This is a genomic window from Leuconostoc mesenteroides subsp. mesenteroides ATCC 8293 (assembly GCF_000014445.1).
Lineage (GTDB): Bacteria > Bacillota > Bacilli > Lactobacillales > Lactobacillaceae > Leuconostoc > Leuconostoc mesenteroides.
Window position 1 is genome coordinate 13,046 of record NC_008496.1, and the last position, 24,322, is coordinate 37,367.

A 24,322-nucleotide genomic window follows, 5' to 3' on the forward strand; every position below is an offset into this window, starting at 1 on the left:
CTTTTAGTCTATATTTTTGAACTACATATATAATATAACAAAAGTTTAAAATCGAGCCGCTTGCATAAGGGAACTAACGTTCGTATAATTGAGGAATAAAAAATTTGAAATGAGAAATGAAATGGATCAAGATTTTAGCGCTTTAATCAATAATTACTTTCAGTATGATTATAGAGATAGGGGCATTAAAAAGTGGCGTGGCTTCTTTTTAAGCGACCATACTTCTGCATTAAGGAAAATGGATCAGGAAAATGTATATAGTGAAAAAAAGTTACCCAAAATGACTACGGATAAAATATTTCATAATGCAATGCACGCATTAGCAAATTATTATACTGTGACTATTCAATTAGATGAAACTAACTTCAATCATGAAACCAAAAAAAAATATATCTGGGTTCATTGAAAACATGTCGGATAATTATATTTATATTGAAAATAGAAAACTAGCCGTTCAGGATATTAGAGCATTAATCATCAATAGGTAAATCACGCTTTATCCTGTATAATAGTTCAAGTAGAGAAGTTAAGGCGGTGGCTATTTCCTTAAGGGGGGTGGTGCTTATGGTGTAAAAACTATAAACTCACATTCTAGGAAAGGAGTAGCCCAAGTGTCCGTATCGGACGCTTTACAGCTTATGCTAATGTTTGGTACTTTCATAGTTACCTTACTAGCATTAGTTGTTGAGTTGATTAAAAACCAACAAAAAAAATAACCGCCTTAGCTCTGCCAAGCTAGCGGTTATTTAATCGTTTTAAGTTTGCCACCGTCTTATACGGCTCTATAATGGGAAGTCTTGTTAGCGCAAGGCTTCCTTTTTCTGTATTCATTATAACATGCCTAGCCAAAATTGAGAAACAAAGTATTTATGCGCCTCTATATAGCAACGCTTAGCCATTCAATTTAGCCTTACATTTCAAGGGCTATTATATTATCTAAATAAAAAAAGCCTCTAACAAGCCAAGTTGATTTGTTAGAGGCTTTTTTTATAGTATTTAACAGAGACAATTGATAGTTATAGCCCCTTAACTCAATCATTTCTGAATTATTCAGCATTTCTATTTTTTGTGGGCCAAATGGGTTTAGTCATAATTATTATGACAACTCCAACTATCATAGTAACGAAGTAAATAATTTTTTGTGGATAGTTTACGATCAACCAAGAAGAGCCAATTATTATTGATAAGCCTAAAACAATGAACAGTGCTATGAAGCTATATCGAATTATTGGCGATATAGAATCAAAAGGATTTTTATTATCAGTAGGCTCTATCATATATCCAAAAATGAAGCCAACAAATAACCAAGTTGAAAAAACAATGGTACGAAGTGGGGTTTGAATATTTAAAAACCACACCATTGCTAACATACCGGTTAACATCGAATATAAACTCACCACGATAGACATTACATTATCACGAAAAACTTTATGACTATCTTTGATTAGTTTATTCTCTAACTGAATATTACCAGTAATTAGTTCATCCAGTGTTACGTCTAAGACTTTAGATATTTTAATAATCAATTCAATATCCGGTAAATTTCTTTCATTTTCCCAGTTTGAAATAGTTTTAGGGGAAACATTTAATTTTCTAGCTAATTGTGTCTGTGATAACTCATGTAGCAAACGTAATTCTTTTAAACTCTTTGAAAAGGTCATAACATACCTCCGTATTTTCTTTTTCTATTAGTATGAATAAAACTATAGCCAATTATCAAGCATTTTAACTAAAAAAGTATCTCGTTATTCGAGAGAGGTACGATTTTTGTGAATTTATGTAGCTCACAAAAAACAAATACCTAATTTTATACTTGGTATCCGTTTTTTTTTACTGTATAGTTTTAAAAAGCAACATTTTTAAGACGTTAGAGTCTTTTATGGGGGGCGCTGATGTCAAGATTATGGACAGGTTTTTTCGGTACCGAGAGTTGCCGGACTCCGAAAATTTTTCAAAACCCGGATTTCAGCTTAAAACGGCGTGATTTCTGGGTGTTTTTGTAGGTGGAACAGGGCCGAGCCCTGCCGGTGAGAGAAAACAGGTGGTATAGATTGTGAACCAGCCGGATTTCACAAGTTGTATCGTGCAACAAATAAGCCTTCACAAGGCGAATTTTTGAAATTCACAAGTGACGGCTTATAAACGGCGTCGTACCGGCTAGTGCCGATAACCGCCCTTATGTAAACTTGCATATTTTAATTATTGGTATATATTTAGATGTGGATATAACAATAGATTAATAGAGAGAAACATAATTTCATGAGACGCCCACCAAAGAAACAAGACTTTATACAAAAACATCCATTGCCTTTTATAATCTGCGCCGTAATTATTGTTGCCGTTATTGGATTATCAATTTTTAGTGATAATTCTGGCAATTCAGAATCAGAGTCATCTTCTTCGGTCAGCCATAAACAGTCTTCTAGTTCAGAGGAAGATAGTTCTGAAAGCTTTAGCGACGATGAATCATCAAGTTCTGATGAAATTGAATCTAGTAGCTCTTCAAGTACTGATAACTCAAAAGACTATGAGGATAAAGTAAATTCATTATTAAAAGGCACTGCTCAATATGCAACCTATGATAAGAGCACTAACACATTAACTTACGTTGGGTATGATGACTGGGCTAACTATTCTAATTCCGATTTACGTGACGCAATGGACATACTTGAAACTATTGCAAACAGACAAGCTGTGGTTTTCGATATGAATAATCCTGCAATCAATGTCCAATTACCTAATGGAACAATTATCGCTACTAGCGATGGTACAGATGATATAGAGTTTAGTAATTAAATAATATAATTAATATTTTCAATTGTTGCATTAAGCACACATGTTGTTATACAATTTAAGTATAGAAAAAGCCACGTGCTCTAACACGTGACTCTACAACGTTACTATATCAAATAGTGACTATCACAGATTAAACTTTAAAAAAGTAACTGCGACTCACCAAAGTTAAGCAGTTATTTTTTTTTGTCTAGATATGCCAACAGGGCAATTAATAATATTCCAAATTGGAACATCAACCTGATTGCTCAGAAGTCAATAAATTGGACTATTTTTATTCAGTTACTTAGGCAACATTTGAGATACGATTGCGATTATAAAAATTGATATACCAACCAATGGCTGCTTGGACTTGCGTTAATGTTTCGTATGCCTTCAAATACACCTCTTCACGTTTCAATATTGAATGAAATGCTTCCATACGGCCATTATCGTATGGATGTCCTTTGAGTGAATATGAATGTTTCAAGCCATAATTTTGACATTTAATATTAAATTCAGCACTCGTGTATGTGACCCCATATCTGAATGAATAATTAATGGCTTTCGATGCTTATCTAAAGCCATCTGTAAGGCACTTGTGGCTAGCTCGGCTGTCATTGTATCGCCAATTTTATAGCCCAATACTTTTCTCTTCTCAGGATCCAAAACGGTCGCTAAATAGACCCATCTGTGATTAGTCAACTGAATATAAGTGATATCTGTTTGCCAAACACCGCTCAAATCATGCAAGTGTCTAATCAAATTGGGCTTTTGATCAACAGTCACCACAGTTTTTGGCTTGCGATAACGTTTTTGCATGCGGGATTTAATCCCTAATTCACGCATCAATTTGAGTGTCATATACCCAGATACTTTCGGACCGTCGGTTTGTTGACTATAAGCAGCAATACGGCGATAACCATAAAATTTAAAGGTTTTCCAAACGTCTAAAATATAAGGTTTTAGAGATTCTCTACGCTTTTCTTGTCGACTGGGCTGCCAATGGCGCCAGTTGTAATAGGTACTAGGTTTGATTTTAAGTGCACTTAAAATACGCACAAGCGCGTAGCCTTGTGCTAAAAATTGGTTAACGAGCGGCAATCCCACATTACGGACTATTTTTTGGCTAGTAAGATGGCCGCTCAATGCCTGTCAGGCTATGTGTGATAAAATTTCGTTTTCTTCCTCCAAAATAGCGAGGCGCTTCTCTAGTTGCTTGACGTCTTTTAAAGTCTTTGACTGACCCTTGATCATGATTGGGGTAGCTTGTTTAAGCCAAATAGCAATAGAATCTTTCGACGGACCAAATTCTTCTGCTAATGATTTAAGTGAACGGCCTTCTTGGTGAAGTTTAACCAATGAATCTTTGAAATCTTGTGAATAACGAATTGACATAAAAATACTCCTATACTTTCATTTTACGGACTGAATAAAAATAGTCCATTTTTTTAGTATAAGAGCAACTTTTTGTTTTCTGCTCCTTTTAGAAACATTACAAAGTTAGTTTTCTTTTGTTAAAAATATAAACCAGTTTAATTAATGATTATTGTTTACGGTTTCAATACTTGAACGAATAATCTTCTTTTCACTCGCAGGTAAGTTACTAATATATTCTTCCACAATATCATTAATTACCTCGTAAATTTTTTTACTTTGCAAAGTGGCAATTGTGCTAATGGCTGTGTGTGTGTTTAATGGGAGCCTAATCGATTTTGGTAAGTCTTTACTTGTAAGCCTACTTTGTGGAAGCTTTAGCAAGTCTTCTGGCATTGTGCGGTTAATATCTTCTGATAGTTCTGGTGTAATATTTTCTGGGCGCTCTGTTTTCTTTTTTCGGAATGAGCTTAGTCCAATATTGTCAGTCATGATAAATGCTCCTTATTTTTGATCAAATATATTTATGCGCTCGAGCGTTTCTTTGATGAGATCGCCATATATTGCATGTATACGTTTGTCGTGGATATCCTTAGTATTATCGGTAATACCAGTTCTATCAAATCTCTTTAGTCTGTTCATCTGTTTAATATGAGTTTTGAAGATATTGTTATCACCAAAGCTTTCTGTGGCATCTTGCAAGACATCTAAATCAAGTTCTGATCCATTTTGTTGTAGTACGGGAAGTATTCCTAAAAGATCTATATTCAGACCATAGTCATCTTGTAACTCTAATAAGTGCTCTATATATTTTTCAGCACCTTTTAGAGCCCGTTCTTGTGTTTGTAGTATAACGATTACAAAATCACTGGCTACCAGTGCATTGTCTGTAAATTTGTTCAGTTGTGGTGGAATATCTAAAAATACAAAGTCATATTCATTTTTGAATTCATTAATGAAATTTGTTAAGTGATGATCTTGTGAGTAATCATCAGAAAAATTATCATAAAGGTAACGTTCATAGTTTTGTAAGTCTGAGTAAGATGGTAACAAATCTAGATTATCTTTTACATTTATTAACGCTTCCTGTGGATTATTATTTTTGATGGCTTCAAACAGTGTTTCTTTAAAGTCAGGTTTCTTTTTATAAATATTAGTCATTGTTGTTAGCAATAAATCTGTTGCATTAGCTTGGGGATCTAAGTCAATTAGTAATACTTTCTTGTCCATTTTAGACAATGTATAAGACAGCATTACGGAGTTTGTTGTCTTCCCCACCCCACCTTTGAAGTTTCCAGTTGTGATAACTTTAGTCATTCTTAACTCCTTTATAAAATTATAAAATTATGTATTTATAAAAGTATAAAAGTATAAAAGTATATTTTTATAAAAATATATTTTTATACTCAATACATGCTAATAACTGATACGTAAACACTTTTTTTAATTTATAAATTTATACTATCATAAAAATATAAAAGTAGCAAAATATAAAAGTATAAATTTATAATAATATAACTTTATAAATATATACATATCACAATAACTTTATAAAATTATTGACATAGCGGTAGCTATTACGTTATATTATGTGCATAAACATAAATTGAGATAATTAATTTATTACAAAAAGAAAAGCCACCAAGGACGGCAATCCTTGATAGCTACATGATTCTTATATGTACGAGAATGTGTATCTATATTATATAACATAACCTTTGTGTTGTAAATGTGGGTGATTTCAAAAAGAGTGAAGCCAAACACTTTAAGGGGTATGGCATATATGACGTGTAGGGGGTAGTTACCTAGTGTGACTCGGAAGATCCAAATCGCTGTATATGGTATACGAAAAAATAGACAAGTGCCATTTTCCCAGACACTACTGTACAAAAATATGTGGGTGCTACACAAACAATCCATACTGGGCGTGTAGTAGGGTGAGAGCGGCCACAAACGGCTCGGCAGGTAAAACGGTGTCTACGGACACAGGGCTTGTATTTAAGCTGTATAACGCGAAAAAGATAATAAATATAGTGATACAGCGCCAATAAGGGCGTTTTTTTATTGGTTTAATGAATAAAGTAGTTAATTAAAGCAGGCGGGTAAAACCAAGGCTTGTATGGATAAGGTGACGGACGACTGAACGATCGGTCAAGTGTTTGTTAACAGTAAAGTTTTCTTCTTCCCAAAACAAGGGGAAAACTATCTTCAGCTCAAAACTTCCCTCACTCTCAATCAAGCATTTGTAACTTCCTGTGTCAACAACTTCTTTTAGTTTTCTCTATTGATTTAGATTTAAAGACAATAAAAAAAGTCACAATCATAATAATAACCACGGGCGATCTTAACTGTTGTGGTGGCGGTTGGCTGTCGCGCGGTTTCCGTGTTTGGTGGCAGATTTTATTTGATATTTAATTGATAATTTTTATAAATATAGTTGGCAATTGTTTATTGTGAGAAGATAAAAATATTCTTAACTTGTTTTTCTTCTTCAAAGACCTGTTTAGCTGTTTGAAAATAGAATAGGTTAAATAAGCGGATGCACATAGCTTGATTACTAATTCCGAAAGAGTTGCGCAAATAATTAAAAGGTTTTCTATCATCTAGTAATAATTGAGTGGATTTTTTATTTGCTAATAATATGCTAGCCATATTATTAGCCTCTTTTTCAAGGATTCGATCTTTTTCGGTATAATCGTTTTCTGCATTAGAGACGGATACGTTTGCTTATTCTCATGAAGTAAGAAGTGCTCGTATACTGAAAATCCGGACTGCTTTATTTCTAGGGCATAATCCGAGATAATCAAGTATAGGAGTTTTTTATTATGAAAGCTAAGCGATACTCAACTGAATTTAAATCACCAATTGTTGCCTTGCACAATGAGGGCCATTCTGCTAATTCCCTAGCCAATGAATGTCATTTGGCTGTAAAACCGTCACGGGTTGGGTCAAAAAGGCTCAGATCGTTATGACTGATGTGAGTGGTAAGCCAGTGACTCGTGCCGAATTTAATGCGATGCAGAAAGAAGTTGCACGACTCTTGGTAGACTTTTATAGTTTAGTTGTGAACTAATAAATCAATATAAGTTTGATAAAGTAGCTTATAATAATTATTATACATTGGTTAGGAGGGGGAATATGAGTATTATTGATGATATAGCAGCAGATCAAATGAATATGGAGTTTACTAAAAAAGGATTAAGGCCAATATTTCACGTATCGGAAAAAGCAAAATTAGTCATTATTGGTCAAGCACCGGGATTACGAGTTCAAAACTCGGGTATAATGTGGGATGATGCATCGGGAGATCGATTAAGAGAGTGGATCGGGGTTGGTAAAGATACCTTTTATAATTCAGGAAAAATTGGCGTAATTCCCATGGACTTTTACTATCCAGGAAAAGGAAAATGGGGTGACTTACCGCCCAGACGAGGAGTAGCTAACAAATGGCACCCAAAATTATTGGAGCTTATGCCCGATGTTCAGTTAATTATATTGGTGGGATCATATGCTCAGAAATATTATCTGAATCTTGGTTATCAAAGCAAGATAACCGATGTAATAAAGAACTACAAAAATTACTTGCCTCTTTATTTTCCGATAGTTCATCCTTCACCAAGAAATAATATATGGATTAAAAAAAATCCGTGGTTTGAACAAGAGGTTGTGCCAGAATTAAAAGAGATAATTAGTAAGATTTTATCGGATTAGTTTGAAGATAATTTGGAGGAGATTTGTAGCAGTGCTTAGTAAAAAAGAAATAAGAAAAATGACCTTGGATAAACTAAAATTATATGATTACCATAGCAAGATTACTGAAGAAGAGCGATTACAGGCAATTCTGTTTTCTAAGGCATATTGGAATAACTCTAATTCAGTGGCTGTAACTATAAGTATGGAACACGAATTGAGTACTGATGTCATTATTCAGGAGGCATTGAGAAGCCATAAGAAAGTAGTAGTACCTAGGGTGAGTAGTGGAAAATTATTATGGTTTGACTATATAGAAAGTTTAATGAGTAAATCAAAATTCGGAATTCTAGAACCAACACAAGATGAAAATCAAGCACAAAATTTGAAGGGAATAGATCTAATGGTGGTTCCCGGTGTAGCCTTTAGCGAAGATAATTATCGGATAGGTTACGGTGCAGGTTTCTTTGACGCAACGTTGGCAGAGTATAATGGTATAACGGTTTCGCTAGTGTTGCCTCCTCAATCAATCCATAAATTTTCAAAGGATACGTGGGATAGACCGGTGAGGTATCTTATAAAATAGGATTTATGCTAAATAAACTTATAATGAATATGTTAGTTTTTCATTATGAGTTTATTTTTTTAATTACTTTATGTTAAACAATCTCATTTAGGTAATTATGATTATTCTAAAATTCTGTGTTAGCTCCTCTCAAATAGATATTTCTAGTAGCCCAGTCTATTGCTTAGAAGTCAATAAATTGGACCATTTTTATTCAGTTAATTAGGCGACATTTGAGATACGACTGCGATTATAAAAATTGATATACCAACCAATAGCTGCTTGGACCTCAGTTAATGTTTGGTATGCCTTCAAATAAACTTCTTCACGCTTCAATATTGAATGAAACGCTTCCATACAGTCATTATCGTATGGATGTCCTTTGAGTGAATATGAATGTTTCAAGCCATAATTTTGACCCTTGGTATTAAATTCAGCACTCGTGTATTGTGACCCCATATCCGAATGAACTATTAGTGGCTTTTGATGATTATCTAACGCCATCTGTAAGGCACTTGTAGCTAGTTCGGCTGTCCTTGTATTGCCAATTTTATAGCCTAATACTTTTCTCTTCTCAGGATCCAAAACGGTTGCTAAATAGGCCCATCTGTGATTAGTCAACTGAATATAAGTGATATCTGTTTGCCAAATACCGCTCAAATCATGCTAGTGCCTAATCAGATTAGTTTTTTGAGAAACCGTCACAACGGTTTTGTGTTTGCGATAACGTTTTGCATGCTTGATCTAATCCTTAATTCACGCATCAATTTGAGTGTCATATACTCAGATATTTTCGGGCAGTCATTGGTTAGTTGACTATAAGTAGCAATACGACGATAGCCATAAAATTTAAAGGTTTTCCAAACGTCCAAAATATAAGGTTTTAGGCATTCTCTACGCTTTTCTTGTCGACTGAACTGCCAATGGTGCCAGTTGTAATAGGTACTAGGTCTGATTTTAAGTGGACTTAAAATACGCACAAGCGCGTAGCCTTGTGCTAAAAATTGATTAACTAGCGGCAATCCCACATTACGAACTATTTTTTGACTAGTCAAATATCCGCTCGCTGCCTGTCAGGCTATGCGTGATAAAATTTCGTTTTCTTCCTCCAAAATAGTGAGGCGCTTCTCTAGTTCCTTGACGTATTTTAAAGTCTTTGACTGACCCTTGATCAAGATTGGAGTAGCTTGTTTAACCCAAATATCCATAGAATCGTTCGACGGTCCGAATCCTTCTGCTAGTGATTTAAGTGAACGGCCTTCTTGGTGAAGTTTAACCAAGAAATCTTTGACATCTTGTGAATAACGGACTGAATAAAAATAGTCCATTTTTTAGTATATTAGCATCGGATTATGCCCTAGAAATAAAGCAGTCCTGATTTTCAGTATACGAGCATTGTAAATCTAGGTAAAATTGGTTGATTATAATAAAGTGTGAGTCTGGTATAAGCGTTTGTCCATGTTACTGAACTGATATCATATATGCATATCAATTGGAAGACGTATATTTTTGTCATCTGCCATTAATTTAATATAACTAATCTTGAATAAACAATTTTTTAATGTATTGTACTGTTCTAACAGAAATATTGAAAGCTTCTGCTGTAGATTTTATTGTGTGCGTTTGAGAATACTCAAAGATAGCTGTGTTTCGGCTATCTTTTTTTCTTTTGGGTCTACCTTCTTTATAGTTGGGATTGTGTTGCCTTGCAAATATCTTACCAGCCTGCGTACGTTCGATAATCATGTCGCGTTCCATTTCCGCAACCGAAAGTAATGTTCTTACAATCATGCGACCCATTGGGGTATTGTCAATTGTTCCTAAGTTTAGAACTTTAATCACAATTTTTTGTTTCAGAAGATCATCAATTAAATTTAATGCTTCACGTGTATTTCGAGCAAAGCGATCTAACTTGGTGACGATCAATGTGTCATTAGGTTCAATTAGATTGACAAGTTTTTTAAACTGTGGTCGTGATGTAGTTGTACCTGAATATTTTTCACTGAAAATCATTTCAGCCCCGGCATTTTTCAAAGTCTCTTTTTGTTCATATAAAGATTGTCCAGCTGTTGAAACCCGTGCATAACCATAAACTGTCATTTTATACCTCTTTAAAATTGCATAACTAAGTTGCAGTATATAAAGCCAAGTATAGCATGACTTTGAAAAAGCGCAAAATACTTAAAAGTTTATTGCACTAATAACTGTAAAGCTGTCATATTTTTTTGTGAAGATTAGGTTATGATATAATTTTATTTGCAAGCAAGTTAAGGACTGGTGGAATCTGATAGTTGGGGGTGATGCTTATTGTTGAAACTCAAGGCTACCTGAAAGGATAACACCAAATGGTCTGTTAGACCGCGGTAATTGTGTTGATCACATTTCTGGTTGTTTTAGCTACGAAAGTAGTCGAACTACTAAAAGAAATTAAAAAGTCTAAAAAATAGGTAAACAAAAACCCCTTAACTTTGGCCGGTTCTAGGGGTTTTCGTGAAATGACTATTTTAGTTTATTAACAAAATAACAACTACCAACGCTGAAGCACGCTTGTGACTTAAAAGGTCATGTACCTAACATGGGTCTTTTTGTTTATATTTATACTATACCACTTTCACTGTTTTTGCCAATTATTTCTATTTCATAGATCATTTTGCTTGTTTTTATTTAGCATTTTTAAACTAATTTTCAGGTGTGTTGTTTAATAATCCATTAATACTAAATGGGGTTAGTAATGAAATGGTCGTACTAAGCGATACTTCATCGGGTGTATGGCGTTCTTGATATATTAAGTATACGAAATTCGGAATCTTATTTGATATTGTTGACTCAACGTATATACGTTGCTTAAGGGCGGTATTGTCATCAGAAAGCGTTATATTTGCAATTTTTGGTGCTAAGTTATTTTCAATGTTATCTATTTTGTAGCCATTTTCCGCAAGAATCATTTTTAAAAAAAAACGAATTCCTTACTTGCAATGCAGTCTTTGTTTGATAGGTTTGAATAACATTTTGTGTTTTCAAATTGTACTGAACTGATCATAATTATCTCTTTTCTATTTTCATGTAGTATCCCAATTTAGGTTGGTATAACGTGCATTTTAGATACATGATGATATCAGTAAATTATTTTCCACATCTGTAATTTTTACTTTTGAAGAGACACTATAAAATATAAATATTTGATTTTTATACTTTTTAAAGTGTTAACAAGTATTGTTTAGGAGAAAACATGAAATATTTAAAAGATAGTACCCTGCTGACTAGTTGTCTTGTAGTATTTTTTGGTGGGTCATTAGGTAGCTTGTTCAGGCTACTAATTACCGAAATTCCACATATTGGGAGTAGTCCTTGGGTTATAGTAGTCATCAATGTTTTAGGATCATTCTTCCTTGCTTATATCGGAGCAGTCATTCCTGACAGCTATGACTATTCTTTAATTTTAAAAAATTTTATAGGGACGGGTATCATGGGTGGCTTTACAACATTCAGCACATTTATACTTCAAATTAATCAATTAGGTAGAGAAAATTTTTTAATTAGTATTATTTATACATTAATTAGTTTTATACTGGCTTACATTGCAGTTGTTTTTGGGAAAAATGTAGGAAAAAATCGGAGATTAAATCAGTGAATTTTTTTAACTCTTATTTGTATTTCTGTTTAGCTGCTGGGCTAGGTGCTGTTATTCGATATCTAGTTATAAGTTTTATGCCAAGGATTACAAATTTTTTCACAGGTGTTTTTTATGTTAATATTATTGGTGCTTTTTTGATGGGTGTATTATCAGTTAATATGAACAGCAACGTCTGGCATATTATTATTGGAACGGGTTTTATTGGCGGCTTGACGACATTCAGCACCATGATGACACAGGGAGAGCAGTTTAATAGTTTTAAACGGAGTATGGTATATTTTGCATTGACATTAGTCTTAGGAATTTTTTTATTTATTGTAGCTATACACATACACGTTTAACGAAATACTTTGAATGTGAAACACGCAGTTTTAAATGTCTTTGATGTTTTGTTAATACATACACAAAACGAATTCGCTTGATTCTGTTTTAATCAAAGAATGAGAATATATAAAGAAAATCGTTAAATTTTCCTGTATTTGGAATCAACCCCCTTTTTGTTGTAAACTGATTTTATGTTTAAAAAAAGAATTAGACTCAATACATCAAAGCTGTCAGTAGTATTATATGGCACACTTATAGGTTTTTTAACAGGAATAGTTGTTAGTGTCTTCCGCTGGACAATTGAAAAATTGCTTCAATTTGTGCAAACGCTGTATCTCGATATTTCACATGGCAATATAGCGTTAATATTTTTAGTGATAACTGCTAATTTAATTTGTTTTTTAATTGTTTCATGGATGTTAAACAAAGAACCTAATATATCCGGTTCCGGCATTCCACAGGTTGAAGGTCTATTATTGGGTGAACTAAAAATAAACTGGTGGTCGACATTGTGGCGGAAATTTATATCAGGAATTTTGGCTATTGGTAGTGGTTTAATGCTGGGGCGGGAAGGTCCTTCAATTCAACTGGGTGCATCAATTGGTCAGGGTGTGGCATCATATAAACGTCTTAGTCATAATCAATCGAAAGGGCTTATAGCCAGTGGTGCCGCTGCAGGTTTATCATCTGCATTTAATGCACCTTTAGCCGGCGTTATGTTTGTATTGGAGGAAGTCTATCACAGTATTTCTCCCTTTGTCTGGGTTGGTGCATTGACAGGCGCAAGCGTTTCGGATTTTGTCTCTACGGTTTTGTTTGGCCAAACACCAGTTTTATCTATTGGACACTTAAGCGTTTTCCCGGTACAGTTATATGGTTTATTGTTGGTATTTGGTATTATATTAGGCTTATTTGGCTTTTTATATCAAAAATTTTTACTATTCAGCTTAAATTGTTACAGTAAAATTAGGGTTCCTAAATATTTATACGGTATCGTGCCGTTTATCTTGGTGATACCGATTGGAATTTTATGGCCAAATCTTTTAGGTGGGGGAAATAATTTAATTTTATCACTGAAAGAAGCACCTATGACAATGAAAATGATCATCGTAATTTTGTTAGTTCGATTTGTTTTCTCAATGATTAGTTACGGTTCCGGTCTGCCAGGGGGAATATTTTTACCTATTTTGACTCTAGGTGCACTAAGTGGCGCATTGATGGCTCATATATTTGTCTATTTACATCTCATGAGTGCAAATTATGCTTTAAACTTTATTGTGATCGGTATGGCAGGTTATTTCGCATGTATTGGTAAGGCACCATTTACTGCAATTATTCTTATCTTTGAGATGGTTGGGAGTGTGACCCACATTTTACCTTTAGCACTTGTAAGTTTAGTAGCCTACTTAGTAGTTGATCTATTAAATGGTGCACCAATATATGAATCTTTATTAGAACGTTTGTTGAAAAGAAAACCAGCGCATTTAGCGACGTCCTCCATGATAACTATGGAAGTCACTGTTCTTGCTGGTGGTATGCTAGAAGATCAACAAATAAGAGACTTACAACTGGAATCAAATAGTTTGATTACACTGGTCAGAAGATCTGAAAATGTACTGATTCCCAAAGGAGACTTAGTATTACGTGCTGGTGATATTATTTATATTAGAATGAACCAAAAAGATGCAAAAATTACTAGAAATCAACTATCACTTAACAACTAAATAAATTTCAAAAACACGATTTTAGAGTTTTTGCGTCGAAAAGATAAATTCGTTATCAATTAAATTACAATTACAGAAATAATTACCAGGAGATTCTTTTTTACAAATAATTGGAACCAGCTTTAGTTTCAAATTCAATTGAGATAACATCACTTTATCGTAATTTAGAGTGTTTTGATTGAGTGAGCACATCGTAATAGTGAAATTATATTCAACATAATTGTATCAAAATAAAAATTTGCCTAAGAAGAGATGGAGTATGATGATATAAAAATTAGTTTTGTACTAACCATCAGCTTTTTTTGGTGTAAGTTCTTTGTTTAAACAATTTCTATATATTCCTTTTTTGCTAATAAAAAATCATATTTTTTTAATTAGAGACAGAAAATGTCTTTTTAAAAATTATATCGTAGGATCAGGACAATAATATATAGCGAAATTTGATTTGAATAATAAAACTATGGTATATTTAACTTAATTTAATTTAAACGGTTGGGCGCAAGCTTCAAGAATTGTTAGTCGGGGAACTAGCATTTTTTGGAGCTTTTTAAATATTAGGAGAAATAATGGAATATCTATTAATCATGTTCTTAGTCATAGTTACTATTTTTCTGGGAAAGGTAGGCACCTGGTTTGGTTTTTCTGAAGTTGTTGGGCAACTATTTTCAGGTATCATTTTAGGATCCAGCATATTTAATATAGTACAGTCAAGTAATTTAATCCACTTGATAGCTGAGATAGGTATTTTTTTACTGATGTTAAATTCGGGACTAGAGTCGGATTTAAAGGAAATGAAAAGATACATTAAAGCATCGTCACTCATTGCAGTTATGGGGGTACTACTACCCTTAATTACTTTCCCGATTGCATTTTTATTGCTTGGATATAATATACAGACTTCCATATTTGCCGGTGTTGTGTTCTCTGCAACTTCAATCTCTATAACGTTAGCTGTACTATCGGAACAAAAAAAATTAGCCACTGCAATAGGAGCAATCATACTTTCGGCGGCTGTAATAGATGACATAATTGCTTTGTTTGCGGTGACTTTATTTTCTGTTTTAGTAGGTGGAGGTGCACTGGGGATAAACAGTATTTTACCATTACTCGCTTTTGCGTTAGGTATACTACTCAGGAAGTATAATTTTTCTGATAAAATTGGTGTTATCAGTACGAAAATGGGTAATTCTTTCTTTTACCCTGTATTTTTCGGGTCCATCGGTCTTGAAATCGTAATCCAGGGACTGGGAGATAAGATAACAGCTATTATAATTTTTAGTATTTTAGCTATTGTCACAAAATTTGTTGGCTCGTTATGGGGAGCAAAAATTTCTGGTCTAGATACCAGAGTTTCAAGTGCAATTGGGGCAGGCATGATTTCTAGAGGTGAGATGGCCCTTGTGATTATTCAAATAGGTATATCATCACATATTATTGATGATTATACTTCAGCGGAGTTTATTGTTGCTGTCATCGTTTCAACAATAGTAGCTCCGATAATCATGAAACCACTGTTCAAAAAGATTTGATATTACAATTATAAAAGTTGCTATATTAGCAGATGGCTGATTGGTTTCTGTCAGGTTATGCGTTATAAAATTTCATTTTGCTACTTAAATAGGGTTCCAAGCCAATAAGTGAAGGCCATTGTGAGCACTCCTGTGAATATGTTGCGCAAAATAGCTGGAATTATTGGTGCTCGTCCCGCCCAAGCGCTTAGCCAACCAGTTAAAAAAAGTGCCCAAAGCGTTGCCAAAATTGTTCCTATAACTTTCAGATTGTCGGGTAGTAATATCACGGATAGTAATGGCCAGATACCACTGCTCTTATACTAAAAAAATGGACTATTTTTATTCAGTCCGTAAAATGAAAGTATAGGAGTATTTTTATGTCAATTCGTTATTCACAAGATTTCAAAGATTCATTGGTTAAACTTCACCAAGAAGGCCGTTCACTTAAATCATTAGCAGAAGAATTTGGTCCGTCGAAAGATTCTATTGCTATTTGGCTTAAACAAGCTACCCCAATCATGATCAAGGGTCAGTCAAAGACTTTAAAAGACGTCAAGCAACTAGAGAAGCGCCTCGCTATTTTGGAGGAAGAAAACGAAATTTTATCACACATAGCCTGACAGGCATTGAGCGGCCATCTTACTAGCCAAAAAATAGTCCGTAATGTGGGATTGCCGCTCGTTAACCAATTTTTAGCACAAGGCTACGCGCTTGTGCGTATTTTAAGTGCACTTAAAATCAAACCTAGTACCTATTACAACTGGCGCCATTGGCAGCCCAGTCGACAAGAAAAGCGTAGAGAATCTCTAAAACCTTATATTTTAGACGTTTGGAAAACCTTTAAATTTTATGGTTATCGCCGTATCGCTGCTTATAGTCAACAAACCGACGGTCCGAAAGTATCTGGGTATATGACACTCAAATTGATGCGTGAATTAGGGATTAAATCCCGCATGCAAAAACGTTATCGCAAGCCAAAAACTGTGGTGACTGTTGATCAAAAGCCCAATTTGATTAGACACTTGCATGATTTGAGCGGTGTTTGGCAAACAGATATCACTTATATTCAGTTGACTAATCACAGATGGGTCTATTTAGCGACCGTTTTGGATCCTGAGAAGAGAAAAGTATTGGGCTATAAAATTGGCGATACAATGACAGCCGAGCTAGCCACAAGTGCCTTACAGATGGCTTTAGATAAGCATCGAAAGCCATTAATTATTCATTCAGATATGGGGTCACATACACGAGTGCTGAATTTAATATTAAATGTCAAAATTATGGCTTGAAACATTCATATTCACTCAAAGGACATCCATACGATAATGGCCGTATGGAAGCATTTCATTCAATATTGAAACGTGAAGAGGTGTATTTGAAGGCATACGAAACATTAACGCAAGTCCAAGCAGCCATTGGTTGGTATATCAATTTTTATAATCGCAATCGTATCTCAAATGTTGCCTAAGTAACTGAATAAAAATAGTCCAATTTATTGACTTCTGAGCAAAAAAAGGCGCTCTGTTGCTCGTAGGGCGCTTCTGCAAGTTCTTCAGGTAAAAGTAACAATCCAAGTGGCTAACGCCTTCACATCGTCTCTTTTCATGCAATAAACGTCATTTAAACGCGCATTGAAACGTGACAGCATATCTGAACCATCCGCCATGAGCTCTTGATTCAGATAGGTTTTCGACACATCAATTTCTTTGTTAGTGTGATGGTCAGTTTTACGTTCAAAATGGACTGCTAAACCAGGGACTGCGCCACGCGTATTTTTCTTTAAATGCGCCATCAAAAATGCCTCCTCGAAAAAGGTTTTCCAAGACCAGTATAACACCGTTAAAAATCTGGTATAGCCTGTTATACCAAAATTCTATTTTGGACAGGCTCTGCGAGGCGCGTCATCGACAAGCGATGACCGTAGCGTTTCCCCTTCCTGCTGGGGAAACTGCTATTTTACAGCGCCACTTATCCGGCTTGTAAAACCTCCGGCGGGTCACGCCGTGACAGGGCAATTTATCATTGCAGGATCACTTTCAGTGAGAGCATGTCATGCAGAACGTTACCCGCGTGGGGCAAGCTGATGTCAGCTTAACCACATTAAAATAATCGGTAAACGTAAGTGTATAATAACAAAAAAATTGTAGTGGACTATCGCAATTAATAGGTGTTATACAATAAAAGCAAACAAAAAGGCACCCTTAAGGTGCCCACATTATTTTAACGATCATTAAGATCATCAAAATAACGTTTGATTGCGAACGTCACAACAGCAACACAGATTGCGTTAAACAATTGTGTGAGTTCTTGAAAAAAGTAAATCATGGAGTCTAAACCTCCTTGCCGTTGCAGTTATAGTAGGAAACAACAGCTTTTTAAGTATATCATGTTTTGAAATACCAATAATATAATGTTATAATGTTAATAGAAGAAAGTACATGGAGACTAACCTCTCTAGTAAAAAGGGCTAGTGCGTAGGAACACCAGCTCTTTTTGTTTGTCTTTTTTTTTTGAAGCAAGTTTCCTTTCAGGGCAAGACAGTGTATAATTATAAACAATAACTGCCATGAAACAGCTCTGCTGTTTCAAAGGCTTGGGCCAGTACGCTGGTCAAGCCTGGTGGCCCACTTTAAAATACAGTGACGCTGATAGTATGATGGCTGGACTGTTATTTTTGACAATTAAAGACGCTTCAAAAAATTTCTTTAACCCCCAAATCACTAATAGGGGGGGTTAAATTTACAAAAAAGCCAACAGGCAAACAACCCTCATGCTTACGGGGCGTAGGGTTACAGCGAAATAATATTCGTGTATAAATTAATGTAATAATGAAAATTTGATAATAAAAATCGGCCGTTAAATGGCTTTTTTTATTAGATAAATCATTTTTAGGTTGCTATCAAGCTATTTACGATTAAGGAGGATTATATGACATACAATGCGATTAAAGGACGCTTTACACACGTTGCGCCCGATAAATCGATAGTGTACGGTGATAAGCCTTATACGTTTGCCTTAACACCAGAACAAAGTGAACAGATTGACCAGGCGGTTTATGCGGTTGTCCTGGCCAAAAATTATAAAACGACCTCTTTCTCAATTGATGAGAAGTTAACGTTGTCTGACGAAGAAGTCACCCAACACAAATTAGTGGTCCGTTTACGCCTCCGCAAAAAGCACAAACAGCCGTCTCATAAACCGCTCACGGACTAAAATTTCACAAATAACAAAAGGCTAGTTTTGGGGATTATGAGAGCTAGACCAATTATTTTAAGCTCAATTCACAAGAACAGATCACAGAAAAAGCGCCAAACCCTATGAAATTAAGGCTTGGCGCTTTTAACTTGGTATAAGCTACATTATGTTAATTCGTTAAATTAATAATACCCATATGGACTATATTGGTGTCCAGGTTTAGGTTGCGTCTTGCCATTCAATTGATCTAGAACCTTTTGAGGGTCGGCTGGATGGTATACATGTCCAATTGCCCCTAAAACGTCGCCAATCCAATGTCATCCGCTAATTTTGTTGCACTCTGAATTAGATAACTTTTTATAGTTACTTAAATAGCTTTTCATAATATCGACTATGAGCGTAACATGATTAAATAGTTAAGATAATTACACTCTTCAGAATGCTAATATTATTCATAATTACTAAAAAGTGCTAGAATTTGAGATGAGGAGTGATCATTCATATCCTGTAATTTCAATTTTCAGTAAGTACACTGCTAAAAATATAGAGGAAAATTAAAATGGAACAGTCCAATAAAAAATATTTCTTTGATGAGCCAGCTTTTGATCTACATGATGGCGGATATGTACCTCTCATAGTAAATAATGCCCCGGAAATGCCTTTAAATATACCACCTATTTTAAAAGCAGATAGAGAGTCTAAAAATGATATCTACTATACCGTCACTGCAAAATCAGGGAAATCGCAAATATTGCCAGGGGAAAAGACACAGGCATGGGGTTATAATGCTAATTTTTTAGGTAAGACTATTATATTTCACCGCGGTCAAAAAAATCATATCACTTTGAAGAATGACCTGCCAGAATTAACTACTTTTCATTGGCATGGAGCTGATGTTAGTGGCCCTTATGTTGATGGGGGTTGTCACGCGCCTGTTTACCCAGGGGAAATCAAACATATTAATTTTACGTTGAATCAGCCCGCTGCGACATTATGGTTGCATGCTCACCCATGTCCATCCACAGCAGAACAGGTGTGGCAAGGATTAGCTACAATGGTTATTGTTCAAGATGAGCATGAATCCCAATTATCAATACCAAGAAATTATGGAGTAGATGATATTCCAATTATTTTACAAGATAGACATTTTCACAAAGATAATCAGTTTGATTATCGTGCCGATTATGATCCTGATGGTGTTGCAGGTCCCACGGCTGTTATCAATGGAACAGTCAACCCATACTTCGATGTCACAACACAAAAAATAAGGTTACGTTTTCTAAATGGTGCTAACCGTCGGGAATGGCGTTTGCATTTTTCCGATGATTTGCCATTTGATCAGATTGCGGGGGATTGTTCTCTATTACCCAAGCCAATCAAGCTGACAGGTTTAATGTTGAGCTGTGCTGAACGTGCAGAAGTCATTATTGATTTTAGCCAATATCATGAAGGTGATGAGGTAACCTTATATACTGATCAAGTGCCACTATTAAAGTTCCGCATTCACAATTTCGCAAAAGATACTACAAAAATTCCCGATCATTTAATTAATTTAAAGAAACCGTCAGTTGAACCGTCATTACCCATTCGACATGTCGTCATGCAAGGAATGGATGAAAGTGTTGCCATAGATGACAAGAAATTTGCTATGGAACGCATTGATGCCGAGCAAATAGTTGGAGAGTATCAGTATTGGGATGTCACGAATAGTAACGAAAAACCGGGAATGGTTCACCCATTTCACATACACGGCACTCGCTTTTTAGTACTAACACGTAATGGAAAAGATCCATATCCAAATGAGAACGGTTTCAAAGACACCATTGGAGTTAACCCAGGAGAAACTGTTCGAATACTAGTTAAGTTTGATTTACCTGGTATATATATGTATCATTGCCATATTTTAGAACATGAAGATGGTGGTATGATGGCACAAATAGAGATAGTAGATCCAAAAAAGCCGCATCAGAAGTATCAGTTAATGGATATGAATACTTTAATGAACGCGTTAGCTGAGGAGCGTGGTATTGAGTTATCTAATCTTTGGATGGCAGGTATGGAGTCGTACGAAAAAATGGGAATGAAAATGTAAGATTTTGCTAGAATACTTCCGATGAAAAATGGTTGATCAATCATATTCGCTGTTAAACTATTGGTATGTTAAGATTAAGGGAACAACATATTTAAAAACAAAACATCACTTTAACTACACTACAGTTTGCTCTTATACTAAAAAAATGGACTATTTTTATTCAGTCCGTAAAATGAAAGTATAGGAGTATTTTTATGTCAATTCGTTATTCACAAGATTTCAAAGACTCATTGGTTAAACTTCACCAAGAAGGCCGTTCACTTAAATCATTAGCAGAAGAATTTGGTCCGTCGAAAGATTCTATTGCTATTTGGGTTAAACAAGCTACCCCAATCATGATCAAGGGTCAGTCAAAGACGTTAAAGGATGTCAAGCAATTAGAAAAGCGTCTCGCTATTTTGGAGGAAGAAAACGAAATTTTATCACGCATAGCCTGACAAGCATTGAGCGGCCATCTTACTAGCCAAAAAATAGTCCGTAATGTGGGATTGCCGCTCGTTAACCAATTTTTAGCACAAGGCTACGCGCTTGTGCGTATTTTAAGTGCACTTAAAATCAAACCTAGTACCTATTACAACTGGCGCCATTGGCAGCCCAGTCGACAAGAAAAGCGTAGAGAATCTCTAAAACCTTATATTTTAGACGTTTGGAAAACCTTTAAATTTTATGGTTATCGCCGTATTGCTGCTTATAGTCAACAAACCGACGGGCCGAAAGTATCTGAGTATATGACACTCAAATTGATGCGTGAATTAGAGATTAAATCCCGCATGCAAAAACGTTATCGCAAGCCAAAAACTGTGGCGACTGTTGATCAAAAGCCCAATTTGATTAGACACTTGCATGATTTGAGCGGTGTTTGGCAAACAGATATCACTTATATTCAGTTGACTAATCACAGATGGGTCTATTTAGCGACCGTTCTGAACCCTGAGAAGAGAAAAGTATTAGGCTATAAAATTAGCGATACAATGACAGCCAAGCTAGCCACAAGTGCCTTACAGATGGCGTTAGATAAGCATCGAAAGCCATTAATTATTCATTCAGATATGGGGTCACAATACACGAGTGCTGAGTTTAATATTAAATGCCAAAATTATGGCTTGAAACATTCTTATTCACTCAAAGGACATCCGTACGATAATGGCCGTATGGAAGCGTTTCATTCAATATTGAAGCGTGAAGAGGTGTATTTGAAGGCATACCAAACATTAACTGAAGTCCAAGCAGCCATTGGTTGGTATATCAATCTTTATAATAGTAATCGTATCTCAAATGTTGCCTAATTAACTGAATAAAAATAGTCCAATTTATTGACTTCTGAGCATGTTGATGAGATTGCTAAAAACTAAGAAAGAAGGTAATATATACCCTAGGGGGTATATATTACCTTCTTTCTTAATCATAGAAACCTAGAATATTTGGAGGAAAGCAGAAATGAGTGCAACAATCAAAGAAATTACTGATAGTACATTTGAAAATGAAACACAAGAAGGGGTTACTTTGACCGATTTTCGTGCTGATTGGTGCCCGCCATGCAAGATGATGGACCCTATACTACAACACTTATCAGAAGAAAATCAATTAGGCGGTAAAATAAAGTTTACCTCAGTAAATATCGATGAAAATAAACAGGTTGCCAGCCAACTAGGCATTCAAGGTATCCCCACGTTAATTATTAAGAAAAATGGTCAAGTCATTGATAAAATTGTTGGATTTCATCCTAAAGATGAAATCGAAAATACTTTAAAAAAGTATATCTAAGAGGTATAACATGAGGATTATTATAGTGGGGGGGGTAGCAGCCGGTATGTCAGCTGCTACTAGACTGCGAAGGCTATCTGAAAAAGATGAAATTATAGTCTTCGAAAAAGGCCCTTTCGTTTCTTTTGCAAATTGTGGGTTACCTTACCACATTAGCAAAACGATTAAACATCGCTCCCAATTAATTGTGCAAACCGCTGATGATTTAAGAAGTAGGTTTAATATAGATGTACGTGTTAACAGTGAAGTGACCCATATTGATAGAGATAATAAGATGATATCTGTCAATCATGATGACCAACAAGAGAAGCTATATTATGATAAATTAATATTATCTTTAGGATCTAGTCCTGTAATACCTAAGATTGAGGGGCTTCATACTCAATCAAACATTTTTCAATTACGTAATATCCCTGATTTAGATAACATTATGAGCCATTTAGATGAGAGTATTAAAACGGTTGCGGTACTTGGTGCTGGATTTATTGGTATAGAAGTTACTGAAAATTTGATTAAGAGAGGTTTTTCAGTCAATCTTATTGAACGTTCTAACCAAATATTGCCAAATCTTGATATTGAGATGGCACAGTCGATTACGAATGAGCTCATAAAAAATGACGTTCGTATCAATACGGGAACTACTATAAATAAGGTGAGCAGAGACATTCTTTATTTAGATAATGGTATGTCAATACAAGCTGATGCTGTTATTATTGCTGCAGGAATTCGACCAAATTCTGATATAGCCATAGCTGCAGGCCTAAAAGTTGGGCCCAATAAAGGCATTGTTGTGGATCATGATTTTAAAACAAGTGACTCTAACATTTATGCAATTGGTGACGTTATCAGTGTTATTCATCAAATTACTGAACAGGAAACACTAATTCCATTAGCGGGACCAGCAAACAGACATGGGCGACAAGTTGCTGATGCTATTCACGGTTTATCTATTAAAAATAAACCTGAGATTGGCACATCAATCGTTAAGGTTTTTTCTAAATCAGCTGCAAGTACAGGTATTAATGAAAAACAAGCAAAGCAACTTGGTTTAAATTATCATGTGACTCATACTTTTTCTTATCATCACGCAAGCTATTATCCTGGCGCAACACAAGTTATGATGAAACTTATTTTTACAAATACTGGTGATATTATAGGTGCCCAAGCTGTTGGAAATGAAGGGGTAGATAAGCGTATTGATCTTCTTGCAACGGCAATCAAATTTAGGCTGAAAGTAGATGATTTACCTGAACTGGAATTAACGTATGCTCCTCCTTTCGGAGCAGCTAAAGATCCCGTTCATATTTCCGGTTATGTGGCTGAAAATATTATTAATAGTCGATCTCATAATATTCAATATAATGAATTAGAGAATTACAGGCGTGATGGTTACTTATTAATTGATGTACGATCTTCTCAGGAAATTAGAGCTATGGGATTAATTAATGGTTTCATAAATATTCCGTTAGAAAAAATACGAGACCGTATTAATCAAATACCAAAAGATACTGGTATCATTGTATCGTGTGCTACAGGTCAACGAAGTTATACAGCTGAACGAATATTTATTAATAATGGATTCAGAAATGTCAAAAATCTTGATGGTGCGTTTTCACTGTATCAGTTGATGTATCCACAAAACATTGTAAAATAATTGACTTATGAGGTTCAGGT

The 24,322-nt window shown here is 35.0% G+C and carries 31 protein-coding genes and 1 pseudogene; 18 read left to right on the forward strand and 14 right to left on the reverse strand.

Annotated elements, in window-relative coordinates; genetic code table 11:
- Nucleotides 1–121 precede the first annotated feature (121 nt).
- Together LEUM_RS10180 and LEUM_RS10900 are read left to right on the forward strand one after the other, a co-directional pair.
- Nucleotides 122–406, forward strand: coding sequence for a hypothetical protein (locus LEUM_RS10180; protein WP_011666810.1), 285 nt, complete (start codon nucleotides 122–124; stop codon nucleotides 404–406).
- Between the two features lie 238 nt (nucleotides 407–644).
- Entirely contained in the window at nucleotides 645–716 is a 72-nt protein-coding gene (locus LEUM_RS10900) for a putative holin-like toxin (protein WP_239531205.1), read from the forward strand.
- A gap of 330 nt (nucleotides 717–1,046) precedes the next feature.
- Here LEUM_RS10900 and LEUM_RS10185 read toward each other — a convergent pair whose 3' ends face one another.
- Nucleotides 1,047–1,661 (reverse strand): helix-turn-helix transcriptional regulator, encoded by a 615-nt coding sequence (locus LEUM_RS10185; RefSeq protein ID WP_010278995.1) that lies wholly within the window; start codon nucleotides 1,659–1,661, stop codon nucleotides 1,047–1,049.
- A gap of 598 nt (nucleotides 1,662–2,259) precedes the next feature.
- Here LEUM_RS10185 and LEUM_RS10190 point away from each other — a divergent pair.
- On the forward strand, nucleotides 2,260–2,796 hold the full coding sequence (locus LEUM_RS10190) for a hypothetical protein (RefSeq protein ID WP_010278992.1): 537 nt from the start codon (nucleotides 2,260–2,262) through the stop codon (nucleotides 2,794–2,796).
- Nucleotides 2,797–2,969: 173 nt separating this feature from the next.
- On the opposite strand, the gene LEUM_RS10985 is transcribed toward LEUM_RS10190, so the two are convergent.
- From LEUM_RS10985 to LEUM_RS10390, 7 genes are all read right to left on the reverse strand, one after another.
- Complete coding sequence (locus tag LEUM_RS10985; protein WP_219843272.1) at nucleotides 2,970–3,038, reverse strand: putative holin-like toxin; 69 nt, start codon at nucleotides 3,036–3,038, stop codon at nucleotides 2,970–2,972.
- 41 nt (nucleotides 3,039–3,079) lie between these two features.
- The gene (locus LEUM_RS10630; protein ID WP_223824565.1) at nucleotides 3,080–3,214 is read right to left on the reverse strand and encodes an IS3 family transposase; all 135 of its coding nucleotides are present in this window, start codon (nucleotides 3,212–3,214) and stop codon (nucleotides 3,080–3,082) included.
- 44 nt (nucleotides 3,215–3,258) lie between these two features.
- On the reverse strand, nucleotides 3,259–3,882 hold the full coding sequence (locus tag LEUM_RS10200; protein ID WP_160148021.1) for a DDE-type integrase/transposase/recombinase: 624 nt from the start codon (nucleotides 3,880–3,882) through the stop codon (nucleotides 3,259–3,261).
- 45 nt (nucleotides 3,883–3,927) lie between these two features.
- Complete coding sequence (locus LEUM_RS10205) at nucleotides 3,928–4,170, reverse strand: transposase (RefSeq protein ID WP_011666812.1); 243 nt, start codon at nucleotides 4,168–4,170, stop codon at nucleotides 3,928–3,930.
- Nucleotides 4,171–4,311: 141 nt separating this feature from the next.
- Nucleotides 4,312–4,641, reverse strand: a complete 330-nt coding sequence (locus LEUM_RS10210; protein ID WP_011666813.1) for a hypothetical protein — start codon at nucleotides 4,639–4,641, stop codon at nucleotides 4,312–4,314.
- 12 nt (nucleotides 4,642–4,653) lie between these two features.
- Nucleotides 4,654–5,466: a ParA family protein gene (locus tag LEUM_RS10215; RefSeq protein WP_010277775.1), complete on the reverse strand. Its 813-nt coding sequence runs from the start codon at nucleotides 5,464–5,466 to the stop codon at nucleotides 4,654–4,656.
- Nucleotides 5,467–6,597: 1,131 nt separating this feature from the next.
- The gene (locus LEUM_RS10390) at nucleotides 6,598–6,801 is read right to left on the reverse strand and encodes a hypothetical protein (protein ID WP_010277777.1); all 204 of its coding nucleotides are present in this window, start codon (nucleotides 6,799–6,801) and stop codon (nucleotides 6,598–6,600) included.
- 486 nt (nucleotides 6,802–7,287) lie between these two features.
- Here LEUM_RS10390 and LEUM_RS10230 point away from each other — a divergent pair, with 486 nt between their 5' ends.
- Together LEUM_RS10230 and LEUM_RS10235 are read left to right on the forward strand one after the other, a co-directional pair.
- Nucleotides 7,288–7,860, forward strand: a complete 573-nt coding sequence (locus tag LEUM_RS10230; protein WP_010277783.1) for a uracil-DNA glycosylase family protein — start codon at nucleotides 7,288–7,290, stop codon at nucleotides 7,858–7,860.
- 31 nt (nucleotides 7,861–7,891) lie between these two features.
- Entirely contained in the window at nucleotides 7,892–8,425 is a 534-nt protein-coding gene (locus tag LEUM_RS10235; protein WP_010277786.1) for a 5-formyltetrahydrofolate cyclo-ligase, read from the forward strand.
- Between the two features lie 201 nt (nucleotides 8,426–8,626).
- Here LEUM_RS10235 and LEUM_RS10635 read toward each other — a convergent pair whose 3' ends face one another.
- From LEUM_RS10635 to LEUM_RS10250, 4 genes are all read right to left on the reverse strand, one after another.
- Nucleotides 8,627–9,064, reverse strand: a complete 438-nt coding sequence (locus LEUM_RS10635) for an IS3 family transposase (protein ID WP_010277789.1) — start codon at nucleotides 9,062–9,064, stop codon at nucleotides 8,627–8,629.
- A 41-nt stretch (nucleotides 9,065–9,105) separates the two neighbouring features.
- Complete coding sequence (locus tag LEUM_RS10640; RefSeq protein ID WP_128684604.1) at nucleotides 9,106–9,459, reverse strand: hypothetical protein; 354 nt, start codon at nucleotides 9,457–9,459, stop codon at nucleotides 9,106–9,108.
- Between the two features lie 18 nt (nucleotides 9,460–9,477).
- Nucleotides 9,478–9,732 (reverse strand): transposase, encoded by a 255-nt coding sequence (locus LEUM_RS10245; RefSeq protein ID WP_010277795.1) that lies wholly within the window; start codon nucleotides 9,730–9,732, stop codon nucleotides 9,478–9,480.
- Nucleotides 9,733–9,940: 208 nt separating this feature from the next.
- Nucleotides 9,941–10,504, reverse strand: coding sequence for a recombinase family protein (locus LEUM_RS10250; RefSeq protein WP_010277799.1), 564 nt, complete (start codon nucleotides 10,502–10,504; stop codon nucleotides 9,941–9,943).
- Nucleotides 10,505–11,633: 1,129 nt separating this feature from the next.
- On the opposite strand from LEUM_RS10250, the gene LEUM_RS10260 reads away from it, so the two are divergent.
- From LEUM_RS10260 to LEUM_RS10275, 4 genes are all read left to right on the forward strand, one after another.
- A complete protein-coding gene (locus LEUM_RS10260; protein WP_010277807.1) occupies nucleotides 11,634–12,035 on the forward strand; it encodes a fluoride efflux transporter FluC in 402 nt (133 codons plus the stop codon).
- Entirely contained in the window at nucleotides 12,032–12,379 is a 348-nt protein-coding gene (locus LEUM_RS10265) for a fluoride efflux transporter FluC (RefSeq protein WP_010277811.1), read from the forward strand. The genes LEUM_RS10260 and LEUM_RS10265 overlap by 4 nt, the downstream gene beginning before the upstream one ends.
- 174 nt (nucleotides 12,380–12,553) lie before the next feature.
- On the forward strand, nucleotides 12,554–14,086 hold the full coding sequence (locus LEUM_RS10270) for a ClC family H(+)/Cl(-) exchange transporter (RefSeq protein ID WP_010277814.1): 1,533 nt from the start codon (nucleotides 12,554–12,556) through the stop codon (nucleotides 14,084–14,086).
- Between the two features lie 566 nt (nucleotides 14,087–14,652).
- Nucleotides 14,653–15,615 carry a cation:proton antiporter gene (locus tag LEUM_RS10275; RefSeq protein ID WP_010277818.1) on the forward strand — a complete coding sequence of 321 codons (963 nt, stop codon included), beginning with the start codon at nucleotides 14,653–14,655 and terminating at the stop codon, nucleotides 15,613–15,615.
- Between the two features lie 80 nt (nucleotides 15,616–15,695).
- Here the strand turns inward: LEUM_RS10275 and LEUM_RS10565 are convergent, their stop codons facing one another.
- On the reverse strand, nucleotides 15,696–15,902 hold the full coding sequence (locus LEUM_RS10565; protein ID WP_223824714.1) for a VIT1/CCC1 transporter family protein: 207 nt from the start codon (nucleotides 15,900–15,902) through the stop codon (nucleotides 15,696–15,698).
- Nucleotides 15,903–15,974: 72 nt separating this feature from the next.
- Between LEUM_RS10565 and LEUM_RS10280 the strand changes: the two genes are divergently transcribed.
- The 3 genes from LEUM_RS10280 to LEUM_RS10645 are packed head-to-tail and all read left to right on the forward strand — an operon-like array spanning nucleotide 15,975 to nucleotide 17,065.
- On the forward strand, nucleotides 15,975–16,217 hold the full coding sequence (locus LEUM_RS10280) for a transposase (RefSeq protein ID WP_011666812.1): 243 nt from the start codon (nucleotides 15,975–15,977) through the stop codon (nucleotides 16,215–16,217).
- Nucleotides 16,218–16,262: 45 nt separating this feature from the next.
- On the forward strand, nucleotides 16,263–16,886 hold the full coding sequence (locus LEUM_RS10285; protein ID WP_160148021.1) for a DDE-type integrase/transposase/recombinase: 624 nt from the start codon (nucleotides 16,263–16,265) through the stop codon (nucleotides 16,884–16,886).
- Between the two features lie 44 nt (nucleotides 16,887–16,930).
- A complete protein-coding gene (locus tag LEUM_RS10645; protein ID WP_223824565.1) occupies nucleotides 16,931–17,065 on the forward strand; it encodes an IS3 family transposase in 135 nt (44 codons plus the stop codon).
- An 8-nt stretch (nucleotides 17,066–17,073) separates the two neighbouring features.
- On the opposite strand, the pseudogene LEUM_RS10295 reads toward LEUM_RS10645, so the two are convergent.
- Nucleotides 17,074–17,389: pseudogene (locus LEUM_RS10295) on the reverse strand (plasmid recombination protein); the annotation flags it as partial.
- Between the two features lie 1,136 nt (nucleotides 17,390–18,525).
- Here LEUM_RS10295 and LEUM_RS10305 point away from each other — a divergent pair.
- The 6 genes from LEUM_RS10305 (at nucleotide 18,526) to LEUM_RS10330 (ending at nucleotide 24,302) form a co-directional block, all read left to right on the forward strand.
- Nucleotides 18,526–18,810: a hypothetical protein gene (locus tag LEUM_RS10305; RefSeq protein ID WP_010276657.1), complete on the forward strand. Its 285-nt coding sequence runs from the start codon at nucleotides 18,526–18,528 to the stop codon at nucleotides 18,808–18,810.
- Nucleotides 18,811–19,351: 541 nt separating this feature from the next.
- On the forward strand, nucleotides 19,352–20,884 hold the full coding sequence (locus tag LEUM_RS10310; protein ID WP_010276660.1) for a multicopper oxidase family protein: 1,533 nt from the start codon (nucleotides 19,352–19,354) through the stop codon (nucleotides 20,882–20,884).
- Between the two features lie 194 nt (nucleotides 20,885–21,078).
- On the forward strand, nucleotides 21,079–21,321 hold the full coding sequence (locus tag LEUM_RS10315) for a transposase (RefSeq protein ID WP_004912700.1): 243 nt from the start codon (nucleotides 21,079–21,081) through the stop codon (nucleotides 21,319–21,321).
- Between the two features lie 45 nt (nucleotides 21,322–21,366).
- A complete protein-coding gene (locus LEUM_RS10320; protein WP_160148023.1) occupies nucleotides 21,367–22,170 on the forward strand; it encodes an IS3 family transposase in 804 nt (267 codons plus the stop codon).
- Nucleotides 22,171–22,321: 151 nt separating this feature from the next.
- The gene (gene trxA / locus LEUM_RS10325; RefSeq protein ID WP_010276702.1) at nucleotides 22,322–22,648 is read left to right on the forward strand and encodes a thioredoxin; all 327 of its coding nucleotides are present in this window, start codon (nucleotides 22,322–22,324) and stop codon (nucleotides 22,646–22,648) included.
- Nucleotides 22,649–22,658: 10 nt separating this feature from the next.
- The gene (locus LEUM_RS10330; RefSeq protein WP_011666815.1) at nucleotides 22,659–24,302 is read left to right on the forward strand and encodes an FAD-dependent oxidoreductase; all 1,644 of its coding nucleotides are present in this window, start codon (nucleotides 22,659–22,661) and stop codon (nucleotides 24,300–24,302) included.
- Nucleotides 24,303–24,322: the final 20 nt, after the last annotated feature.